At 59.5% G+C, this 19724-nt stretch carries 14 protein-coding genes and 4 tRNA genes; 12 read left to right on the plus strand and 6 right to left on the minus strand.

Going from position 1 to position 19724, the window contains the following annotated elements:
- Positions 1-38: 38 nt before the first annotated feature.
- Positions 39-1526: an NCS1 family nucleobase:cation symporter-1 gene (locus JFT58_RS12235; protein ID WP_054898257.1), complete on the plus strand. Its 1488-nt coding sequence runs from the start codon at positions 39-41 to the stop codon at positions 1524-1526.
- Positions 1527-1671: 145 nt separating this feature from the next.
- Positions 1672-2955: a Zn-dependent hydrolase gene (locus JFT58_RS12240; protein WP_054898258.1), complete on the plus strand. Its 1284-nt coding sequence runs from the start codon at positions 1672-1674 to the stop codon at positions 2953-2955.
- Between the two features lie 123 nt (positions 2956-3078).
- Here JFT58_RS12240 and JFT58_RS12245 read toward each other — a convergent pair whose 3' ends face one another.
- The 3 genes from JFT58_RS12245 to JFT58_RS12255 are packed head-to-tail and all read right to left on the minus strand — an operon-like array spanning position 3079 to position 8858.
- On the minus strand, positions 3079-4494 hold the full coding sequence (locus JFT58_RS12245; protein ID WP_054898259.1) for an efflux transporter outer membrane subunit: 1416 nt from the start codon (positions 4492-4494) through the stop codon (positions 3079-3081).
- On the minus strand, positions 4478-5647 hold the full coding sequence (locus JFT58_RS12250; RefSeq protein WP_034127953.1) for an efflux RND transporter periplasmic adaptor subunit: 1170 nt from the start codon (positions 5645-5647) through the stop codon (positions 4478-4480). The genes JFT58_RS12245 and JFT58_RS12250 overlap by 17 nt, the downstream gene beginning before the upstream one ends.
- Positions 5637-8858, minus strand: coding sequence for an efflux RND transporter permease subunit (locus JFT58_RS12255; protein ID WP_054898260.1), 3222 nt, complete (start codon positions 8856-8858; stop codon positions 5637-5639). Before JFT58_RS12255 ends, JFT58_RS12250 begins: the two co-directional genes overlap by 11 nt.
- A 206-nt stretch (positions 8859-9064) precedes the next feature.
- Between JFT58_RS12255 and JFT58_RS12260 the strand changes: the two genes are divergently transcribed.
- Entirely contained in the window at positions 9065-9475 is a 411-nt protein-coding gene (locus JFT58_RS12260; protein WP_054898261.1) for a PA0061/PA0062 family lipoprotein, read from the plus strand.
- Here the strand turns inward: JFT58_RS12260 and JFT58_RS12265 are convergent.
- Positions 9472-9633 carry a hypothetical protein gene (locus JFT58_RS12265; RefSeq protein ID WP_164919344.1) on the minus strand — a complete coding sequence of 54 codons (162 nt, stop codon included), beginning with the start codon at positions 9631-9633 and terminating at the stop codon, positions 9472-9474. The two genes, JFT58_RS12260 and JFT58_RS12265, sit on opposite strands and share 4 nt — an antisense overlap.
- A gap of 212 nt (positions 9634-9845) precedes the next feature.
- Here JFT58_RS12265 and JFT58_RS12270 point away from each other — a divergent pair, with 212 nt between their 5' ends.
- Positions 9846-10511 (plus strand): peptidase C39 family protein, encoded by a 666-nt coding sequence (locus JFT58_RS12270; protein ID WP_054898265.1) that lies wholly within the window; start codon positions 9846-9848, stop codon positions 10509-10511.
- 52 nt (positions 10512-10563) lie between these two features.
- Here the strand turns inward: JFT58_RS12270 and pbpG are convergent, their stop codons facing one another.
- Both pbpG and folD read right to left on the minus strand, forming a co-directional pair.
- Positions 10564-11487, minus strand: coding sequence for a D-alanyl-D-alanine endopeptidase (gene pbpG, locus JFT58_RS12275; RefSeq protein WP_054898262.1), 924 nt, complete (start codon positions 11485-11487; stop codon positions 10564-10566).
- 207 nt (positions 11488-11694) lie between these two features.
- Positions 11695-12549 carry a bifunctional methylenetetrahydrofolate dehydrogenase/methenyltetrahydrofolate cyclohydrolase FolD gene (gene folD, locus JFT58_RS12280; RefSeq protein WP_003192259.1) on the minus strand — a complete coding sequence of 285 codons (855 nt, stop codon included), beginning with the start codon at positions 12547-12549 and terminating at the stop codon, positions 11695-11697.
- Positions 12550-12824: 275 nt separating this feature from the next.
- On the opposite strand from folD, the gene JFT58_RS12285 reads away from it, so the two are divergent.
- The 8 genes from JFT58_RS12285 (at position 12825) to lon (ending at position 19723) form a co-directional block, all read left to right on the plus strand.
- Positions 12825-12901: transfer RNA gene (locus JFT58_RS12285), tRNA-Arg, on the plus strand.
- 32 nt (positions 12902-12933) lie between these two features.
- Positions 12934-13009: transfer RNA gene (locus JFT58_RS12290), tRNA-His, on the plus strand.
- 57 nt (positions 13010-13066) lie between these two features.
- Positions 13067-13151 (plus strand) — tRNA-Leu (locus JFT58_RS12295).
- Positions 13152-13228: 77 nt separating this feature from the next.
- Positions 13229-13304, plus strand: a tRNA-His gene (locus JFT58_RS12300).
- 401 nt (positions 13305-13705) lie between these two features.
- Positions 13706-15016 (plus strand): trigger factor, encoded by a 1311-nt coding sequence (gene tig, locus JFT58_RS12305; RefSeq protein ID WP_034127949.1) that lies wholly within the window; start codon positions 13706-13708, stop codon positions 15014-15016.
- A gap of 91 nt (positions 15017-15107) precedes the next feature.
- Positions 15108-15743 carry an ATP-dependent Clp endopeptidase proteolytic subunit ClpP gene (gene clpP, locus JFT58_RS12310; RefSeq protein ID WP_003192255.1) on the plus strand — a complete coding sequence of 212 codons (636 nt, stop codon included), beginning with the start codon at positions 15108-15110 and terminating at the stop codon, positions 15741-15743.
- A 111-nt stretch (positions 15744-15854) separates the two neighbouring features.
- Positions 15855-17138, plus strand: coding sequence for an ATP-dependent Clp protease ATP-binding subunit ClpX (clpX, locus tag JFT58_RS12315; protein ID WP_003192254.1), 1284 nt, complete (start codon positions 15855-15857; stop codon positions 17136-17138).
- Between the two features lie 188 nt (positions 17139-17326).
- Positions 17327-19723: an endopeptidase La gene (lon, locus tag JFT58_RS12320; RefSeq protein WP_198834389.1), complete on the plus strand. Its 2397-nt coding sequence runs from the start codon at positions 17327-17329 to the stop codon at positions 19721-19723.
- Position 19724: the final 1 nt, after the last annotated feature.

A 19724-nucleotide genomic window follows, 5' to 3' on the forward strand; every position in this document is an offset into this window, starting at 1 on the left:
GTGAGCAACAATAATTTTAAAAAAACCGTGGAGCGGCCATGCAACAGAACAGATCGCAAGTCATCGAGCGCAACGGCCTGTACGAACTCGACGCCGGCCCCGACGTCCTCGACAGCCCTCGCTACAACCACGATATGGCACCTACCAAAGTGCACGAGCGCACCTGGAACAAATGGCACATCACCGCGCTGTGGGTCGGCATGTCGATCTGCGTGCCCACCTACACCCTGGGCGGGGTGCTCACGGCGTATTTCGGGCTGTCGGTGGGGGAGGCGCTGATGGCGATCCTGCTGGCCAATATCGTGGTGTTGATCCCGCTGACCCTCAACGCGTTTCCCGGCACCAAGTACGGCATTCCGTTTCCGGTGCTGTTGCGTTCGTCCTTTGGCATCCTCGGTTCCAACGTACCGTGCCTGATCCGCGCGCTGGTGGCCTGCGGCTGGTTTGGTATCCAGACGATGTTTGGCGGTCTGGCGATCCACCTGTTCCTGGGCTCGATTTTCGACGGCTGGAAAGCCCTCGGCGGTACCGGTGAGGTGATCGGTTTCATGCTGTTCTGGTGCTTGAACCTGTGGGTAGTGCTGCGTGGCGCCGAGTCGATCAAGCGCCTGGAAACCTTGTCGGCGCCGCTGTTGGTCGCCGTAGGAGTTGGTCTGCTGGTATGGGCGATGCCGAACGTGTCCCTCAGCGAGCTGATGGCTATTCCACCCAAGCGCCCCGAAGGCGCCAGCCTCACCGGTTACTTCATGGCGGGGCTTACGGCGATGGTGGGCTTCTGGGCCACCTTGTCACTGAACATTCCCGACTTCAGCCGCTACGCCAACAGCCAGAAAGACCAGATTCTGGGGCAGATCTTCGGCTTGCCGCTGACCATGTTCCTGTTCGCCGCCCTCGGCGTGGTCATGACCGCCGCCTCGGTGAAACTGGTGGGGGTGAGCGTCTCCGATCCGGTGAGCCTGATTGGTCATATCCAGAGCCCGGTGTGGGTGGCCATCGCCATGGCGCTGATCATCGTCGCCACCTTGTCCACCAACACTGCGGCGAACATCGTCTCGCCCACCAACGACTTCCAGAACATCGCGCCCAAGCTGATCAACCGAACCACGGCGGTGATTCTCACCGGCCTGGTAGGGCTGGCGTTGATGGCCCATGAACTGCTGAAAAAACTCGGGCTGATTGTCTCGGACGTCAGCCTGGAAACCGTGTATTCCAATTGGCTGCTGGGCTATTCAAGCCTGCTGGGGCCGATTGCCGGGATCATGGTGGTGGACTATTTCATCACCCGCAGACAACAGTTGGACCTGGCCGGCCTGTACCGCGACGACGTGTACCCGGCCTGGAACTGGAGCGGCTTTGTCGCCTTTGGCGTACCGGTGGTGCTGACGCTGCTGTCGCTGGGCAGCGATGCGTTCAGCTGGTTCTACAGCTACGGCTGGTTCACCGGCTCGGCGTTGGGCGGGGTGTTGTATTACGGGCTCAATGCCAAGCGCGCTAGCAGTCCACTCACCGCCAAATCCCCGTTGTAAACACGGTTCAGGTGAGAGCTGGCTTGCCTGCGATAGCGGACTATCAGTTAAAGCCGTGTCGCTTGACACACCGCTATCGCAGGCAAGCCAGCTCCCACAGTTGACCGCGTTAATTCATAAGAACCTGTAGCCTGAGGAGACCCCCATGAACGCTGCCCTCGACGTTCTGCAATCGACCCATCAGCACATCAACCGCGACCGTCTGTGGCAGTCGCTGATGGACCTGGCCAAACTCGGCGCCACCCCCAAAGGCGGAGTGTGTCGCCTGGCCCTTACCGACCTCGACCGCAAGGCTCGCGATCTCTTCGTGCAGTGGTGTGAAGCGGCGGGTTGCACCGTGACCATCGACGGCATCGGCAATATCTTTGCGCGCCGTCCCGGCCGCAATCCCGACCTGCCACCGGTGATGACCGGCAGCCATATCGACACCCAGCCCACCGGCGGCAAGTTCGACGGTTGCTTCGGCGTGCTGGCCGGTGTGGAAGTGCTGCGCACCCTTAACGACCTGAATGTGGAAACCGAGGCGCCGCTGGAAGTGGTGGTATGGACCAACGAAGAAGGCTCGCGTTTCCCGCCGTGCATGATGGGCTCAGGGGTGTTTGCCGAGAAGTTCAGCCTCGCCGATACCCTGGCCAAGGTCGATACGGACGGCGTCAGCGTGGGGGATGCGTTGAACGCGATTGGTTATGCCGGAATACGGCCGGTCAGCGGGCATAAGGTCGGCGCGTATTTCGAGGCCCATATCGAACAAGGGCCGATTCTGGAGGATGAACACAAAACCATCGGCGTGGTGCTCGGCGCCCTCGGGCAAAAGTGGTTTGACCTGAAGCTGCGCGGTGTTGAAGCCCATGCCGGCCCTACACCCATGCACTTGCGCAAGGATGCCCTGGTAGGCGCGGCAGCGGTGGTGGCCGCCGTGAACGCGGCGGCGTTGGCGCATCAGCCTCATGCATGCGGCACGGTGGGGTGCCTGCAAGCGTATCCGGGATCGCGCAACGTGATTCCCGGTGAAGTACGCATGACCCTGGATTTTCGTCATCTGGAACCGGCACGGCTGGACTCGATGATTGCCCAGGTGCGTCAGGTGATCGATGACACCTGCGCCAAACACGGCTTGAGTTTCGATATGCAGCCCACGGCGGACTTCCCGCCGCTGTACTTCGACAAAGGCTGCGTGGAGGCGGTGCGCGATGCCGCCAATGGCTTGGGCTTGTCGAACATGAACATCGTCAGCGGGGCAGGGCACGACGCGATCTTCGTGGCTGAGCTGGGCCCGGCGGGGATGATCTTTGTACCGTGTGAAGGCGGCATCAGCCACAACGAAATCGAAAATGCCGCGCCGGATGACCTGGCGGCAGGGTGTGCGGTGTTGTTGCGCGCGATGGTGGCCGCTTCAGCGGCCATTGCCAGCGGCAAGTTAGCCGCCTGAATGATCGTTCCCACGCTCCGCGTGGGAACGCCGCTCAGGACGCTCTGCGTCCGCCCTTGAAATCGTGACGCGGAGCGTCACAGGGTGCATTCCCACGCAGAGCGTGGGAACGATCAGTGGGTATTAACCCGGCTGCCAGCCGCCGCCGAGTGCGGTCAAAAGTCCCACGCTCGCCTGCAACTGCCGGGTCTGCACCGCCTGCAACGTTCTCTGTGCCTGCAACGCGGCGGTTTGGGCGGTGACCACGTCCAGGTAACTCACCGCCCCGGCCTGATAGCTGTTCATCGCCAAGGCCTGGGTATGTTGCGCCGCCTCTGCCGCCGCTTGCTCGTCCTCGGCTTGCTGCTGCAAATCCCGCAGTTGCGCGAGGTTATCTTCCACCTCACGCACGGCTTTCAATACGTGGCTACGGTACTGTGCCGAGGCTTCCTCGAATTCGGCCTTGGCCTGGCGCTCGTTGGCGCTCAAGCGTCCGCCATCGAAGATCGGCAGGTTCATCAGCGGCCCCAGTGCCCAATACCGGTTGCCGGCGGACAGCAGGTTGCCAACGCCTTGGGTCTGCCCGCCCAGCACACCGGTCAAACTGAAATCCGGGAACCACGCCGCCTTGGCCACGCCGATCGTTGCGTTGGCCGCAAACACACGACGTTCAGCTGCGGCAATGTCTGGACGACGCTGCAGCAAGTGGCTGGGCAACTGCGCTGGAATGCTTGGCAACGCCATTAACTGCGGGCTGGGCGGCAATGAAAAATCACTGGCCGTCACGCCCACCAATTCGCCGATGGCGTGCTCGGCGAGGTTGCGCTGGCCACGCACTTCGTCCAGCTGCGCCTTGGCTTCGGCCAGTTGGTTTTGCGCGCGGGTCAGGTCCAGTTCCGACGCAATCTGGCCTTCATAACGGCTGCGGGTCAGTTGCAACGCTTGGCTGAAGTCCTGCAACGACGTGTTGAGGATTCGGCCCTGTGCATCCAGCCCATTGAGCTGCACATACAGGCTCGCCAACTGCTGTTGCAGGCTCAGGCGCACCACCACCAGATCATCAAAGGACGCTTGCGCCTGGGCATCGCCCGCAGCGACCTGGTTGCGGATTCTGCCCCACAGGTCGAGGTCGTAACCCAGGGAGAACCCAGCGGTATTGCTGTTGTACACCGACGGCTGTGTAGTGCTGCGTAGCGGTCGTGAATCCGATTGACGTTGGCGCAGCGGTTGCGCGCTGGCGGTGATTTGCGGGAAAAGGCCCGCGTGCAGTTGACTGGCGTAGGCCTGGGACGCATCGAAATGCGCCAGCGCCGCGGCCAGGTCCGGGTTGGCCTTGAGCAGTTGCTGTTGCAGCGCGTTCAGGCGCGAATCGTTGTAAAGCTGCCACCACTGGGGCGCCAGTTGATCCGACGGTTGCGCGCTGTGCCAGGGGCCATCGCTGGTTTGTTCGCGGTAGTGGGCGGGCAGGTCAATCGACGGCACCGTATAGGTGGGCGCCATCGAGCAACCCTGCAACGCCAGTACCATCAGTGCCGCCAGCGGCTTAAGCCTTGGGCGCATGCGCACCTCCCGAGGCGTCGGCCAGTTGCACCGGGTCGCCTTCGCGCAGGGCGTCGGGCGGGTTGTCGATGATGCGGTCAGCAGGCTTCAGGCCTTGGTCGATCACCAGGCGCTCGCCGAGGTCCAGGCCAATATGAATGTCTTGCAGGTGCACATGGTTGCGACCGTCCAGTACCGCAACCTGGGTGCCCTGGGCGCGGAAGATCAAGGCGCTGGCCGGGATGCTCACGCCATGGGTATCGGCCGGAATCGGCAGGGTGACTTCGGCGTAATCGCCTGGCAGCAGTTCGCCGTTGGGGTTGTCGGCAACGAACTGGGCGAGCAGGGTGCCAGAGCGGCGGTCGATGGCAGTGGAGTCACCGATCAGGCGTGCCTTGAAGTGCTCGCCGGGGTGCTCGGGGACGGTCAGTTCGGCCTCAAGGCCCGTATGAATGACCGCTGCATAGTTCTGCGGCACCGGCACGTACAAGCGCAATTGGTGGGTGTCGGCAATGTTGAACAGTTCCGGATCGCTGGCGTTATCGGCCTTGATCAACTGGCCGATGTCCGTGTTGCGGGCAGTGATGGTGCCAGCGAATGGCGCTCGAAGGGTCTTGTAGCTTTCCAGGGCGCACAGTCGTGCGTAGTCGGCTGCCGCGGCTTCGGTGTTGGCCTTGGCGGCTGCGGCGTTGGAGGTTTTCTCATCGGCGTCCTGGCGCGATACCGAATGGCTGGCCAGCAGGTTTTGCCAGCGGGTCGCCGTGGTGGCTGCCAGGCGTGCATTGGCTTGTTGCTGGATCAGGCGGGCATGGGCCTGGGCCAGTTGTTGGTCAAGGTCTGGGCTGTCGATTTCGGCGAGGATTTGCCCGGCCTTGACCTGGGCACCGATGTCGACTTTCCAGTCCTTCAAGTAGCCGCTGACCCGCGCATGGATCGCCGCTTTGCTCCATGCGTCCAGGTGGGCGGGCAGGCGCAGGGTGTCACCGCCGGCGTTTGGCTTGGGTTGGAACACCATTACCTGGGGGACGGCGGCGGCTTCGGTCCAGGCGGTGACCGACTGCTCGTGCAGCGTACGCGCGTGCAGGCCGCTGGCGACTAACAGGGCAGCCAACGTCAGGCCACCGACACCCAGGAGCATCAGACGCTTGCGCGAGGGTTTTTGATCAGGCGACATGGGGCGTTTCTCCAGCAGTTGCGCGAGTAGGATGACGACCGTGGACCAGGCTGAAGACCACGGGAACAAACAACAAAGTGGCGATGGTGGCGAAGACCAGGCCACCGATGACCGCCCGGCCGAGCGGGGCGTTCTGCTCCTCGGAAATGGCCAGGGGCAACATGCCGATGATCATTGCCAGGGCAGTCATGCACACCGGGCGAAAGCGCGTATAGCCGGCTTCCAGCGCGGCTTCCAACGCATCGCCATGTTCGGCCAGGCGCTCACGGCAGAAGCTCACCACCAGGATCGAGTTGGCGGTGGCCACGCCCATGCACAAGATGGCGCCGGTGAGTGCTGGCACCGACAACGAGGTGCCACTGAGAAACAGCATCCACACGATGCCCGCCAATGCTGCCGGCAACGCCGTGATGATCACAAAAGGGTCGGCCCATGATTGGAAGTTGACCACGATCAGCAAGTAGATCAGCACCACCGCGCCGAGCAGTCCGAAGCTCAAACCACTGAACGCCTCATGCAGCGCATCGATCTGCCCGTGCAGGCTGATGGTCGCGCCTTTGGGGCGCAGGGACGCAGTGTCATCCAGCACCTTTTGCACATCGCGGGCCACACCGCCGAGGTCGCGGCCTTGCACGTTGGCGTACAGGTCCAGGGTTGGTTCGATGTTGTAGTGGGTCACCACGGCCGGGCTCTGTACCCGGGAGATGGTTGCCACGCCGCCGAGAATTTGCGCCTGCCCATCGGCACCGGTCACTGGCAGCGCTTCCAGGGACGGCAGGCTGTCGAGGCGGTATTGCGGGGTGGCGGCGACGATGGAGTAAGACACGCCGTTGGCCGGGTTGAGCCAGAAGGTCGGCGCGGTTTGCGAGCTGCCGGCGAGGGAGGCGACCATGCTGTTGGTGACGTCACGCTCGGTGATGCCCAGGCCATTGGCGCGCATACGGTCCACGTTTACTTGCAGCGAGGGGTAGCCGGTGGACTGCTGGATCCGCAGGTCGGCAATCCCCGGTACATGTTGCAAGCGCCGTTCAAGCTCGACGGCATAGGCGCGGTTTTCCGCGTCATTGCGCCCGGAGATTTTGACGTCCAGAGGGGCGGGAGCGCCGAAGTTGAGGATCTGGCTGCTGATGTCGGCGGGCAGGAACGCAAAGTGGCTGCCGGGGAAACTTTGCGGCAGGGCTTCACGCAGTTTTTTCACATAGTCGGCGGTGGGCGCGTGGTGCGTTTTCAAGCTGACCTGGATGTCACCGTCCTGCGGGCCGATGGTGCCGCTGCTGCTGTAGGCCATGTCGATGCCGCTGAGCGGAATGCCAATATTGTCGACGATGGTGTCCAGTTCTTCGGCCGGGATAACCTCGCGAATCCGTGCTTCGATGCGATCGAACGCCGCGGCACTTTCTTCGATGCGCGTGCCCAGTGGCAAGCGCACATGCAGGGCCAAGGCACCCGCATCGGTGGCCGGGAAAAAGTCCTGGCCCAGGCTCGGCAACAGCAGGAACGACGCGAGTACGCAGGCCAGGAACCCGACAATGAAGCGCTTGCGTGCACCCAGCGCCAGCGTCAGCAGGCCATGGTAGGTGTCGCGGATATTGGAAAAGTGCCGCTCGAATCCCTGTTGAAAATTCAGCACCGATTGCAACAACGCATTGCGCGGCCTCAAGTGCTGTTCACCCTCGTGGTGATTGATGAATGCATCTTCCGGATGATGCCCCGCGCCTGCCTCCGGCCTATGTGGTTTGAGCAAATACATCGCCAGCGTCGGCACCAGGGTACGCGAGAGAATGAACGAACTGGCCATGGCAAAGATCACCGCCAGCGCCATTGGCCGGAACAGGTAACCGGCGATGCCTTGCAGCAAAAACATCGGCACGAACACGATGCAGATGCACAACAGCGAGACGAAAGCCGGGCCGACGATTTGCGCGGCGCCGTCGAGAATCGCGGCCTTCACCGCCTTGCCTTGCTCCAGGTGCCAGTTGATGTTCTCGATGGTCACCGTGGCGTCGTCCACCAGGATGCCCACCGCCAACGCCAGCCCGCCCAATGTCATCACGTTGAGGGTTTGCCCACTGACGGCCAACAGCGCGATGGCCGACAGCACTGCCAGGGGAATCGACGCGGCGATGATCAAGGTCGAGCGCCAACTGCCGAGAAACAGCAGGATCATCGCACTGGTGAGCAGTGCGGCAATGATGCCTTCCTGGGCCACGCTGCCCACCGACTGCTTGACGAACACCGAGGCATCGCCCAGCAGCGAGGTTTTCAGCGACGGTGGCAAGGTTTCGTTGATGCGCGGCAGCATCTGCCGGATACCGTCGATGATCGAAAGCGTGGAGATGCTGCCGTTTTTCAGCGCCGGCATCAGCACGGCGCGATGGCCGTCGACCCGCACGATATTGGTTTGCGGTGGTGAACCGTCGCGCACATGGGCCACTTGGCCGATGGTGATCAGCGCACCGTCGACGGTCTTGATCGGCAAGTCGTTGAGCTCATCAATCGCCTTGGGGCTGTTGTTGAGCAGGATCGTGTATTCGTTGGGGCCGAGCTTGGCGGTGCCCACCGGGATGATCTGGTTCTGCAGCGCCAGGGCGTTGCCCACGTCTTGGGCCGACAAGCCTTTGGCGGCCAGGGCTTGAGGGTCGAGGTCGAGGGTGATCTGCCGTTGCTTGCCACCCATTGGGGTGGGCATGGCCAGGCCGGGCAGGGCGCTCAAGGGCAGGCGGATATTGTTCTGCACCAGGTCGCGAATTTTGGCTTCCGAAAGGCTGGGGCTGGAGAACGCCATTTGCAGGATCGGCACCGTGGAAGCGCTGTAGTTGAGGATCAGCGGCGGGGTGATGCCCGGTGGCATTTGCTTAAGCACGGTTTGTGACACCGCCGTGACCTGGGCATTGGCGGTACGGATATCGACGCCAGGCTGGAAGAAGATCTTGACGATGCCCATGCCGGGCAACGATTGCGACTCGATATGTTCGATGTCGTTGACGGTGGTGCTCAGGGAGCGTTCGTAGGTGTAGATCACCCGGCCGGCCATGGCGTCCGGAGACAGGCCGTTGTACTGCCACACCACGGCGACCACGGGAATGCCGATATCGGGAAAAACATCCGTGGGCGTACGCAGGGCCGCCATCGGCCCGATGATGCAGATGAATATAGCCAGCACGATGAAGGTGTACGGCTTGTGCAGTGCGGTCTTTACCAGCCCGAGCATGCGTGAGTCTCCGAGAAGAGCAGGATTGCAAACCCCGGCAGTCTTGACCGACCCACCTAACACGCACCTTTCAGCCAGGTGAAGGAAGTTTTAGTCAAGGGCTGAAGATACTTTCATAGGGATTCATTTGTTCCAGGAAGGGCGGCTCATCAAGCTTGTCAGCCATCGGATACGAGCTTTTCATTCATGCCCTTTGGAGCCCTGTCATGTCACTCAAACCACTGTTGTTAGTTCCCGTCCTTGGCTTTGCCTGTTTACTGTCGGCCTGCGCCGGCCCGATCCCCAAGGCGGACCCCAGCGAAGCCTGGATCGGCTTGCAGGAAGAAGCGCCGAATGACCTGATGGCCGAGCGTGTCGATGGCAAGCGGGTGGACGATGGGCGCTATTTTGAGGTGACCCCGGGTGACCATCGCCTGGACGTGACTTTATTTGAAGACGAGCCGGGTGATGACAACCAGCAGGACTGCCAGGGCCGCATCGAGTACAAGCATTTCAAGGCAGGTGAGCACTACACCCTGGTGGAGTCGAGCCTGGGCACCACGGTGCGCGCGTCTCTTGAGGACGGCCACGGCAAGGAAATTGCCGCGACCCAGGACTTCAATTGCATGCCTGGCTAGGCGTGATGCGCCGTCGCCTTGTGCGGTTCTGCAGGTGCAGCAGGTTTGACGTGGGGGTGATGATGCCGGCGCGTCACGCGCATGACTCCCCACAGCATGGCGGCGGCGACGGCCAGCCAACCACAGATCAACAGGAAAATCGTTGTCGCAAGGCTCATTCGGGCCTCCTTTCGCCCACTTGGGGCACACACAGTCTTCTCAATGGACAGTCTAGTCAGCTGGCGGTTGCCTGCTATTGACCAATGGTCGAGTCGGTCCAACTTCTTTGCTCTATCAGCGCCGCTTTACTGAGCCAGTGGGCTATACCGGCGGGGCGGGGCGCCCTATGATCGGAGGCCTTTACCGGCAGTTGATCAAGAGAGTGAAAAAATTGCGCTTACGGTCGAACCTTAAAACCTCCTTGCTGCTCGCCGCTGCCCTTGGGCTGGCGGCCTGTGCCAGCAGCACACCATCGAAACTGCCAGGCTTGCCGGAGCGCGTTGAACTCACTGGCGTGCCGACCTTTCGCAGCGAGGCTTATCAGAGCGGTCCTACGGCACTTGCCAGCATGCTGTCGCAACAAGGCATTGTCATGACACCGGGTTTGCTTGATAAACCGCTGCACCTGCCCGGCGCCGAGGCGGACCTTGAGCGCAACATGCAAGTGTTGGCACGTGAATACGGGCTGATGGTGTATCCACTGGCGGCCAAGCTGACCGCCGTGCTGGCGCAGGTGGCGGCGGGTTACCCAGTGATGGCGCGGATCAACGCCAGTTATTGGTCCGGGGCGCGCTATGTCGTGGTGGTGGGGTTCAACCAACAGAAGAGTACGGTGCTGTTGCGCTCTGGCAACGAGCGCCGGCTGATCATGCGCTTCAGCGACTTCGAGTCGGCGTGGGCGAGCGCGGGCCATTGGGCCATTCTGACCCAGCGCCCGAGCCAGTTGCCGGCCAATGTGGACGTGCAGCGCTGGCGCGAAGCGGCCAATGCCACGGCGCAGGCGGGGCAGGAGCAAGCGGCGGCCCAAGCGCTCAAGGTGTTGGCAGAGAAGAAGTGAAGCTCAAATAATGTGGGAGCGGGCAAGCCCGCCCCCACACTAAAACCGTTGCTTATCGACGTACTTCCGTAGCGGTCGCTCGGTTCTTGAGGTTTTTATCGGCCTTGTAACGCAGCGCTACATCAGGCACTGCGCCGCCTTTGCCGGTCTCGACCCAGCTACGAATACGGCTGGCATCGGCAAAATGGGTGAACTTGCCAAAGGCATCCAGAATCACCAGCGACACCGGGCGATTGCCCATGCTCGTCACCAACACCAGGCAATGGCCGGCCTGGTTGGTGAAACCGGTCTTGGTCAGCTTGATATCCCAGTTGGCGCGGTTGATCAGGTGATCGGTGTTGGAGAAGCCCAAGGTGTAATTAGGCTTGCGGAACGACACGGTCTTTTCCTTGGTGGTGCTCAACTGGCTCAGCATCGGAAACTTGCGCGCATAGGCCAGCAGCTTGCTCAGGTCGCGGGCGGTCGACACGTTATGGATCGACAGGCCGGTGGGCTCCACGTAGTGGGTGCTGGTCATGCCCAGGGACTTGGCCTTGGCGTTCATCGCGGCAATGAAGGCCGCGTAACCGCCTGGATAGTGGTGGGCGAGGCTGGCGGCGGCGCGGTTTTCCGAAGACATCAGCGCGATCAGCAGCATTTCCTTGCGTGGCATCTGGCTGCCGATCTTCACCCGGGAGAACACGCCTTTCATCTCGGGCGTGTCGGTGATGTTGATGTCGATGTACTCGTCCATATTCTGCTTGGCTTCGAGTACGATCAGGCCAGTCATCAGCTTGCTCACCGAGGCGATAGGTACCACCACGTCAGGGTTGCTGGAATAAATGACTTTATTGGTCTGCAAGTCGACCAGCATGGCGCTGCCGGAGGCGATCTGCAGCTTGGAGGCGTCACGCGGGGCCAGGGTGGATTCGGCAGCGTGGGCGAAGGTGCCTGTTATCGCAAAAAACAGGCTAACGATAGAAAGACGAATTTTCACGCGGATGAACTCGCTAAAAAGTAAGGAAATGCCGTTGTAGAACGGGACTTAAGACAAATGACGTTACATTTTAGGAGTATGGATGAAGAACTGTCGAATGTTCTTCTAGAACCAGACGAAAGTGCCTAAAAACTAAGAAAAAACGGTTTTTTTACGGGCAATAAAAAGCCCTGCGCTAAGGCAGGGCTTTTTCATCACCTCTGGTTATTAACCGTGCAGCGTTTCCGCTGCATATAAGGTGTTTTCCAGCAAGCAGGCCCGGGTCATCGGCCCGACACCGCCGGGGACCGGCGTGATCCAGCCTGCTCGGGGCAGGGCGGTTTCATACACCACGTCGCCCACCAACTTGCCGTCTTCCTGGCGGTTGATACCCACGTCAATAACGATGGCGCCTTCCTTGATCCACTCACCCTTGACCAGGCCCGGCTTGCCGGCGGCGACTACCACCAGGTCGGCACGGCCGACGTGGCCGGCGAGGTCCTTGGTGAAGCGATGGGTGACGGTCACGGTGCAGCCGGCCAGCAGCAGCTCCATGGCCATCGGGCGACCGACGATGTTCGATGCGCCCACCACCACAGCGTCAAGGCCGTACAGGTCGACACCGGTGCTTTCCAGCAGCGTCATGATGCCTTTAGGCGTGCATGGGCGCAGCAGGGGAATGCGTTGGGCCAGGCGGCCGACGTTATAAGGGTGGAAACCGTCGACGTCCTTGTCCGGGCGGATGCGCTCCAGCAGCTTGGAGGCGTCCAGGTGCTCAGGCAGCGGCAGCTGCAGCAGGATGCCGTCCATGCCCGGGTCATCGTTGAGGCTGTCAATCAGGTCGGTCAGGGCCTGTTGAGTGGTGTCCGAAGGCAAGTCGTAGGCCTTGGAAATAAAGCCGACCTCTTCACAGTCTTTACGCTTGTGCGAGACATAAACCTGAGAGGCAGGATCGCTGCCGACCAGGATCACCGCGAGGCCAGGCGTGCGCAGGCCTTGCTGGCTGCGCTCGGTGACTCGTTTGGCGATCTGCTGGCGCAGGCTGGCGGCGATTGATTTGCCGTCGATAAGTTGTGCAGTCATTACGCGTGATTAACCATCGAGAGGGGGAAGAAAAGTGCGCGCATTCTCGCATGCCAAGGCGCGAGGGCAAAGGCGCTTGGTCTGCAAATTGCCCTAACCCCTTAAATAAAATCAGTTTTTTTCAAAAAAGATTTGACGGGTTTCCAGGGCATCTATACTATTCGTCGCACTTGTCGGGCACAGCCTAGCACTGGTTAAGAAGGTCGAGCAGAATAGTTGTACTGCAAGGCTGGAAGCACTTAGTTTGTAATCCTCCAAGAGTACAGATTAATAAGGCGCCCGTAGCTCAGCTGGATAGAGCATCCGCCTTCTAAGCGGATGGTCGCAGGTTCGAGTCCTGCCGGGTGCGCCATTAGGCAGCTTTGGCACAAGTAGCGCTATATGGTGGGCGTAGCTCAGTTGGTAGAGCACGGGATTGTGACTCCCGTTGTCGAGGGTTCGATCCCCTTCGTCCACCCCATATTCTGAAAGGCGCCAGATTTAACAGTCTGGCGCCTTTGCTTTAAGAGCTTCAAGCGCGGATGTGGTGGAATTGGTAGACACACTGGATTTAGGTTCCAGCGCCGCGAGGCGTAAGAGTTCGAGTCTCTTCATCCGCACCAATTAAAGCTTTTCCCGGTCGTCAGGCGGGGCAGGGCTCAACAAAGAAGTGGTTTGGTTTCTTTGTTAACGCAATATGGTGGGCGTAGCTCAGTTGGTAGAGCACGGGATTGTGACTCCCGTTGTCGAGGGTTCGATCCCCTTCGTCCACCCCATATTCGAAAGGCGCCAGATTTAACAGTCTGGCGCCTTTTTTGGTTTTGGCGGTTTGAGATTGGGTGGTTGCAGGTGCTGGGCTGCCCCGGCAGGGCGTGTCGTCGTATTTATGTATCTCGATGATGCCGCGTTGCTTGCTCGCCTTGTTCGCAGGGCGGGCCGTCAGGGAGATGAATGGTTGTTCCTTCTATATATAGAGAGGGGCGGCGCAGAGCCCTGGCGCAATTTGGCTGTATTTGTCACCGGGGCGAGGTACTTCAGTGCTTTCGTACCGATAAATTGCCGGCTGTTTTTCGCGGTGTTTTCAGTAGGGTGACTTCTTGAGTTTGACCCACTAGAATGCATGCCCTTGATTGGGGTCGGAAATGGCCGGCTAATGTCTGTGCAACGAGGAATATCCATGCAAGTTTCTGTTGAAAATACTACTGCTCTCGAGCGCCGCCTGAGCATCACCGTGCCGGCAGAGCGTATCGAGACTGCGGTCAACAAGCGTCTGCAGCAGACTGCCCAAAAGGCCAAGATCGCTGGTTTCCGTCCAGGCAAAGTGCCTATGAGCGAAATCAAGCGTCGTTTTGGTGCCGATGCGCGCCAGGAAGCTGTAGGTGACGTGATCCAGGCTTCCTTCTACGAAGCCGTTGTCGAGCAGAAGCTGAACCCTGCTGGCTCGCCTTCGATCGAGCCCAAGTCCCTGGAAGCGGGCAAGGACCTGGAATACGTTGCCGTATTCGAAGTGTTCCCGGAATTTGAAGTGGCCGGTTTCGAAGGTATCGAAATCGAGCGTCTGAGCGCCGAAGTGGCTGATTCGGACCTGGACAACATGCTGGAAATCCTGCGCAAGCAGAACACCCGTTTTGAAGTGGCCGACCGTGCCGCCCAGAACGAAGACCAACTGAACATCGATTTCGTTGGCAAGGTTGACGGCGAAGTCTTCGCTGGCGGCTCCTCCAAGGGCACTCAGCTGGTGCTGGGTTCCAACCGCATGATTCCTGGTTTCGAGGACGGCCTGGTTGGCGCCAAAGCCGGCGAAGAGCGCGTTCTGAACCTGACTTTCCCTGCTGACTACCAGAACCTGGACCTGGCTGGCAAAGCCGCCGAGTTCACCGTTACCGTCAACAGCGTTTCCGAGCCTAAGCTGCCAGAGCTGAACGAAGAGTTCTTCGCTCAGTTCGGCATCAAGGAAACCGGCATCGAAGGCTTCCGCACCGAAGTTCGCAAGAACATGGAGCGTGAGCTGCGCCAGGCTATCAAGTCCAAGGTCAAGAACCAGGTCATGGACGGTCTGCTGGCCGCCAACCCGATCGAAGTGCCTAAGGCCCTGCTGTCCAACGAAGTGGATCGCCTGCGCGTTCAAGCGGTTCAGCAGTTTGGTGGCAACATCAAGCCTGACCAACTGCCGGCCGAGCTGTTCGAAGAGCAAGCCAAGCGCCGCGTTGTGCTGGGCCTGATCGTGGCCGAAGTGGTCAAGCAGTTTGACCTCAAGCCAGACGAAGACCGCGTTCGCGAAATGATCCAGGAAATGGCTTCGGCCTACCAGGAGCCTGAGCAGGTCGTGGCTTGGTACTACAAGAACGAGCAGCAGATGAACGAAGTACGTTCGGTTGTGCTGGAAGAACAAGTTGTGGATACTGTTCTGCAGAAGGCTAAGGTGACCGATAAAGCGGTCTCTTACGAAGAAGCAGTCAAACCGGCGGAAGCAGCACAAGCCGACTGATTGTCCAACTCGTTGGAAATTCAACCATAAGCCAGCCTCGCGCTGGCTTATGCGTTTTCAAGACATGACTATTTGGGAGTAACTGCAGAGCATGTTCCGTAATTCCTATATTCAGCAGAACTCTGATATCCAGGCCGCAGGCGGCCTGGTCCCGATGGTTGTCGAGCAGTCCGCTCGTGGCGAACGCGCCTACGACATCTACTCGCGCCTGCTCAAGGAGCGAGTGATCTTTCTGGTTGGCCCGGTAGAGGACTACATGGCCAACCTGATTTGTGCGCAATTGCTGTTCCTTGAAGCGGAAAACCCGGACAAGGACATCCATCTCTACATCAACTCACCGGGCGGTTCGGTGACTGCGGGCATGTCGATCTACGACACCATGCAGTTCATCAAGCCAAACGTGTCGACCACCTGTATTGGCCAGGCGTGCAGCATGGGCGCCTTCCTGCTGACCGCGGGTGCCGAAGGCAAGCGTTTCTGCCTGCCGAACTCGCGTGTGATGATTCACCAGCCACTGGGCGGTTTCCAGGGCCAGGCGTCGGACATCGAAATCCACGCCAAGGAAATCCTCTTCATTCGTGAGCGTCTCAACACGCTGATGGCCAAGCACAGCGGGCGCACCCTGGAAGAAATCGAGCGCGATACCAACCGTGACAATTTCATGAGCGCTGAAGCCGCCAAGGAATACGGGTTGATCGACGCAGTGATCGACAAGCGCCCCGCTTAATATAAGCCGCTCAAAATAGGCTGGTCGGCATGTCCGACCACTGGCGGGCTTGAAAAAGCCCGCATAAGCCTTCATCTTGTGTTGCAAGCCTATCGGATTTGGATCGAACGAATGACTGACACCCGCAACGGCGAGGACAACGGCAAGCTGCTCTATTGCTCCTTCTGTGGCAAAAGCCAGCATGAAGTACGCAAATTGATTGCCGGCCCCTCGGTGTTTATCTGCGACGAATGCGTCGACCTGTGCAATGACATCATCCGTGAGGAGGTGCAGGAAGCCCAGGCCGAGAGCAGTGCGCATAAATTACCTTCGCCTAAAGAAATCAGCGGCATCCTTGACCAGTACGTCATTGGTCAAGAGCGTGCAAAGAAGGTTCTGGCCGTAGCGGTGTACAACCACTACAAGCGCTTGAACCAGCGTGACAAGAAAGGTGACGAGGTTGAACTTGGCAAGAGCAACATCTTGCTGATCGGTCCTACAGGCTCGGGTAAAACCCTGCTTGCAGAAACCCTCGCTCGCCTGTTGAACGTTCCGTTCACCATCGCCGACGCCACCACCCTCACCGAGGCTGGCTACGTGGGTGAAGATGTCGAGAACATCATTCAGAAACTGCTGCAGAAGTGCGACTACGACGTAGAGAAGGCCCAGATGGGTATTGTCTACATCGACGAGATCGACAAGATCTCGCGCAAGTCGGACAACCCGTCGATCACCCGGGACGTTTCCGGTGAAGGCGTGCAGCAGGCCCTGTTGAAACTGATCGAAGGCACGGTTGCTTCCGTTCCGCCACAAGGCGGCCGCAAGCACCCGCAGCAGGAATTCCTTCAGGTTGATACGCGCAACATCCTGTTCATTTGTGGCGGTGCGTTCTCCGGTCTGGAGAAGGTGATTCAGCAGCGTTCCACCCGTGGCGGCATTGGTTTCAGTGCGGAAGTGCGTAGCAAGGAAGAAGGCAAGAAGGTGGGCGAGTCCCTGCGTGAAGTCGAGCCTGACGATCTGGTCAAGTTCGGTCTGATCCCGGAATTCGTTGGCCGTCTGCCGGTCCTGGCGACGTTGGACGAGTTGGATGAGGCGGCTTTGATCCAGATCCTCACCGAGCCGAAAAACGCCCTGACCAAGCAATACGGCAAATTGTTCGAGATGGAAGGTGTAGACCTCGAGTTCCGTACCGATGCGCTGAAATCGGTGGCCAAGCGGGCACTGGAGCGCAAGACCGGTGCACGTGGCCTGCGTTCTATTCTCGAAGGCGTGTTGCTCGACACCATGTACGAAATCCCCTCGCAGTCCGAGGTGAGTAAAGTGGTGATCGACGAAAGCGTGATCGAAGGCAAATCCAAGCCACTGTATATCTACGAAAACAGTGAGCCGGCTGCCAAGGCTGCACCCGACGCGTAAGCGTTCAGCAGTTGCGGTACAAGCAAGGGGCCTCTAGGGGCCCCTTGTTTTTTGGGGGCTTTTCTCGGAGCGGTGGTTAAATTCGCGTGTATTCATGCGTTTAACTACTGGCATTGAGCTTGTTTTTTTTGCATGTAACCCCCATCTTGGTTTCAAGCTTATTTTTGAACTGTCATAGAGGCGAAATCATGAAGACAACCATCGAATTGCCTCTCCTGCCGTTGCGTGATGTCGTCGTCTATCCGCACATGGTTATCCCGCTGTTCGTGGGGCGCGAGAAGTCTATCGAAGCCCTCGAGGCCGCGATGACGGGCGACAAGCAAATCCTGCTGTTGGCCCAGAAGAATCCTGCTGATGATGATCCAGGTGAAGATGCCCTGTATCGCGTCGGCACCATTGCCACTGTCCTGCAATTGCTCAAACTGCCCGATGGCACCGTCAAGGTGTTAGTCGAAGGTGAGCAGCGCGGCGCCGTAGAGCGTTTCATGGAGGTGGATGGCCACCTGCGTGCAGAAGTGGCGCTGATCGACGAAGTCGAAGCCCCGGAGCGTGAGTCCGAGGTGTTCGTGCGCAGCATGCTCTCGCAGTTCGAGCAGTATGTCCAACTGGGCAAGAAAGTTCCGGCTGAAGTCCTGTCGTCCCTCAACAGCATTGATGAGCCAAGCCGCCTGGTCGACACCATGGCCGCCCACATGGCGCTGAAGATCGAGCAGAAGCAAGACATCCTCGAAATCATCGACCTGTCGGCCCGTGTCGAACACGTGCTGGCGTTGCTGGATGGCGAAATCGACCTGCTGCAGGTTGAGAAACGCATCCGTGGCCGTGTGAAGAAGCAGATGGAGCGTAGCCAGCGCGAGTACTATCTGAATGAGCAGATGAAGGCCATTCAGAAAGAACTCGGTGACGGCGAGGAGGGCCACAACGAAATCGAAGAGCTGAAGAAGCGTATCGATGCCGCTGGCCTGCCCAAAGACGCCCTGACCAAGGCCACCGCCGAGCTGAACAAGCTCAAGCAGATGTCGCCGATGTCGGCCGAAGCCACCGTGGTGCGCTCGTATATCGACTGGTTGGTGCAAGTGCCGTGGAAGGCCCAGACCAAGGTGCGCCTGGACCTGGCCCGTGCTGAAGAGATCCTCGACGCTGACCATTACGGCCTGGAAGAGGTCAAGGAGCGCATCCTTGAGTACCTCGCCGTGCAAAAGCGTGTGAAAAAAATCCGCGGGCCGGTGCTGTGCCTGGTCGGGCCTCCAGGTGTGGGTAAAACATCCCTGGCGGAATCGATTGCCAGCGCGACTAACCGCAAGTTCGTGCGCATGGCCTTGGGTGGCGTGCGTGACGAAGCGGAAATCCGTGGTCATCGCCGTACCTACATCGGTTCGATGCCAGGAAGATTGATTCAAAAGATGACAAAGGTGGGTGTACGCAACCCGCTGTTCCTGCTCGATGAAATCGACAAAATGGGCAGCGATATGCGTGGCGATCCGGCGTCGGCCTTGCTCGAAGTGCTTGATCCCGAGCAAAACCATAATTTCAACGACCATTACCTGGAAGTCGACTACGACTTGTCTGACGTAATGTTCTTGTGCACCTCCAACTCCATGAACATTCCGCCAGCCTTGCTGGATCGGATGGAGGTGATTCGTCTGCCGGGCTACACCGAAGACGAGAAGATCAACATCGCAGTCAAGTACCTGGCGCCCAAGCAGATTTCGGCGAACGGCCTGAAGAAGGGCGAGATCGAATTCGAGGTCGAGGCGATCCGTGACATCGTGCGCTACTACACCCGCGAGGCCGGTGTACGGGGCCTTGAGCGCCAGATCGCGAAGATCTGCCGCAAGGCGGTGAAGGAGCACGCGCTGGAAAAACGCTTCTCTGTGAAGGTAGTTGCCGATTCCCTGGAACACTTCCTGGGCGTGAAGAAATTCCGCTACGGCCTGGCCGAGCAACAGGATCAGGTCGGCCAGGTGACTGGTTTGGCGTGGACCCAGGTAGGTGGCGAATTGCTCACCATCGAAGCTGCGGTGATTCCGGGCAAAGGCCAATTGATCAAGACCGGTTCCCTGGGGGACGTGATGGTCGAATCCATTACCGCCGCGCAGACCGTGGTGCGCAGCCGCGCCCGCAGCCTGGGCATCCCGCTGGACTTCCACGAGAAGCACGACACCCATATCCACATGCCGGAAGGGGCGACCCCTAAAGACGGCCCTAGCGCTGGCGTAGGCATGTGCACGGCGCTGGTATCAGCGTTGACCGGCATTCCTGTGCGCGCCGATGTGGCGATGACCGGGGAAATTACCCTGCGTGGTCAGGTATTGGCGATCGGTGGCCTGAAAGAGAAATTACTCGCTGCGCACCGGGGTGGAATCAAGACCGTGATCATTCCTGAAGAGAATGTTCGCGACTTGAAGGAAATTCCTGACAATATCAAGCAGGATCTTCAGATTAAACCGGTTAAATGGATTGACGAGGTCCTGCAAATTGCGCTGCAATACGCGCCGGAGCCCTTGCCGGATGTGGTCCCGGAGATAGTCGCGAAGGACGAAAAACGCGAGTCCGATTCCAAGGAAAGAATTAGCACGCATTAAT

Origin of the sequence: Pseudomonas sp. MF6767 (assembly GCF_016405475.1) — a bacterium.
In the GTDB taxonomy this organism is placed as follows: domain Bacteria; phylum Pseudomonadota; class Gammaproteobacteria; order Pseudomonadales; family Pseudomonadaceae; genus Aquipseudomonas; species Aquipseudomonas paracarnis.

Excerpts from the sequence above, each read along its gene's own strand:
- JFT58_RS12245 (WP_054898259.1), bottom strand. The coding sequence starts at position 4,494 with ATGCGCCCAAGGCTTAAGCCGCTGGCGGCACTGATGGTACTGGCGTTG.
- JFT58_RS12255 (WP_054898260.1), bottom strand. The coding sequence starts at position 8,858 with ATGCTCGGGCTGGTAAAGACCGCACTGCACAAGCCGTACACCTTCATC.
- JFT58_RS12250 (WP_034127953.1), bottom strand. The coding sequence starts at position 5,647 with ATGTCGCCTGATCAAAAACCCTCGCGCAAGCGTCTGATGCTCCTGGGT.
- JFT58_RS12265 (WP_164919344.1), bottom strand. The coding sequence starts at position 9,633 with ATGAGCCTTGCGACAACGATTTTCCTGTTGATCTGTGGTTGGCTGGCC.
- lon (WP_198834389.1), top strand. The coding sequence starts at position 17,327 with ATGAAGACAACCATCGAATTGCCTCTCCTGCCGTTGCGTGATGTCGTC.
- clpX (WP_003192254.1), top strand. The coding sequence starts at position 15,855 with ATGACTGACACCCGCAACGGCGAGGACAACGGCAAGCTGCTCTATTGC.
- JFT58_RS12260 (WP_054898261.1), top strand. The coding sequence starts at position 9,065 with ATGTCACTCAAACCACTGTTGTTAGTTCCCGTCCTTGGCTTTGCCTGT.
- JFT58_RS12240 (WP_054898258.1), top strand. The coding sequence starts at position 1,672 with ATGAACGCTGCCCTCGACGTTCTGCAATCGACCCATCAGCACATCAAC.
- clpP (WP_003192255.1), top strand. The coding sequence starts at position 15,108 with ATGTTCCGTAATTCCTATATTCAGCAGAACTCTGATATCCAGGCCGCA.
- folD (WP_003192259.1), bottom strand. The coding sequence starts at position 12,549 with ATGACTGCACAACTTATCGACGGCAAATCAATCGCCGCCAGCCTGCGC.
- tig (WP_034127949.1), top strand. The coding sequence starts at position 13,706 with ATGCAAGTTTCTGTTGAAAATACTACTGCTCTCGAGCGCCGCCTGAGC.
- JFT58_RS12235 (WP_054898257.1), top strand. The coding sequence starts at position 39 with ATGCAACAGAACAGATCGCAAGTCATCGAGCGCAACGGCCTGTACGAA.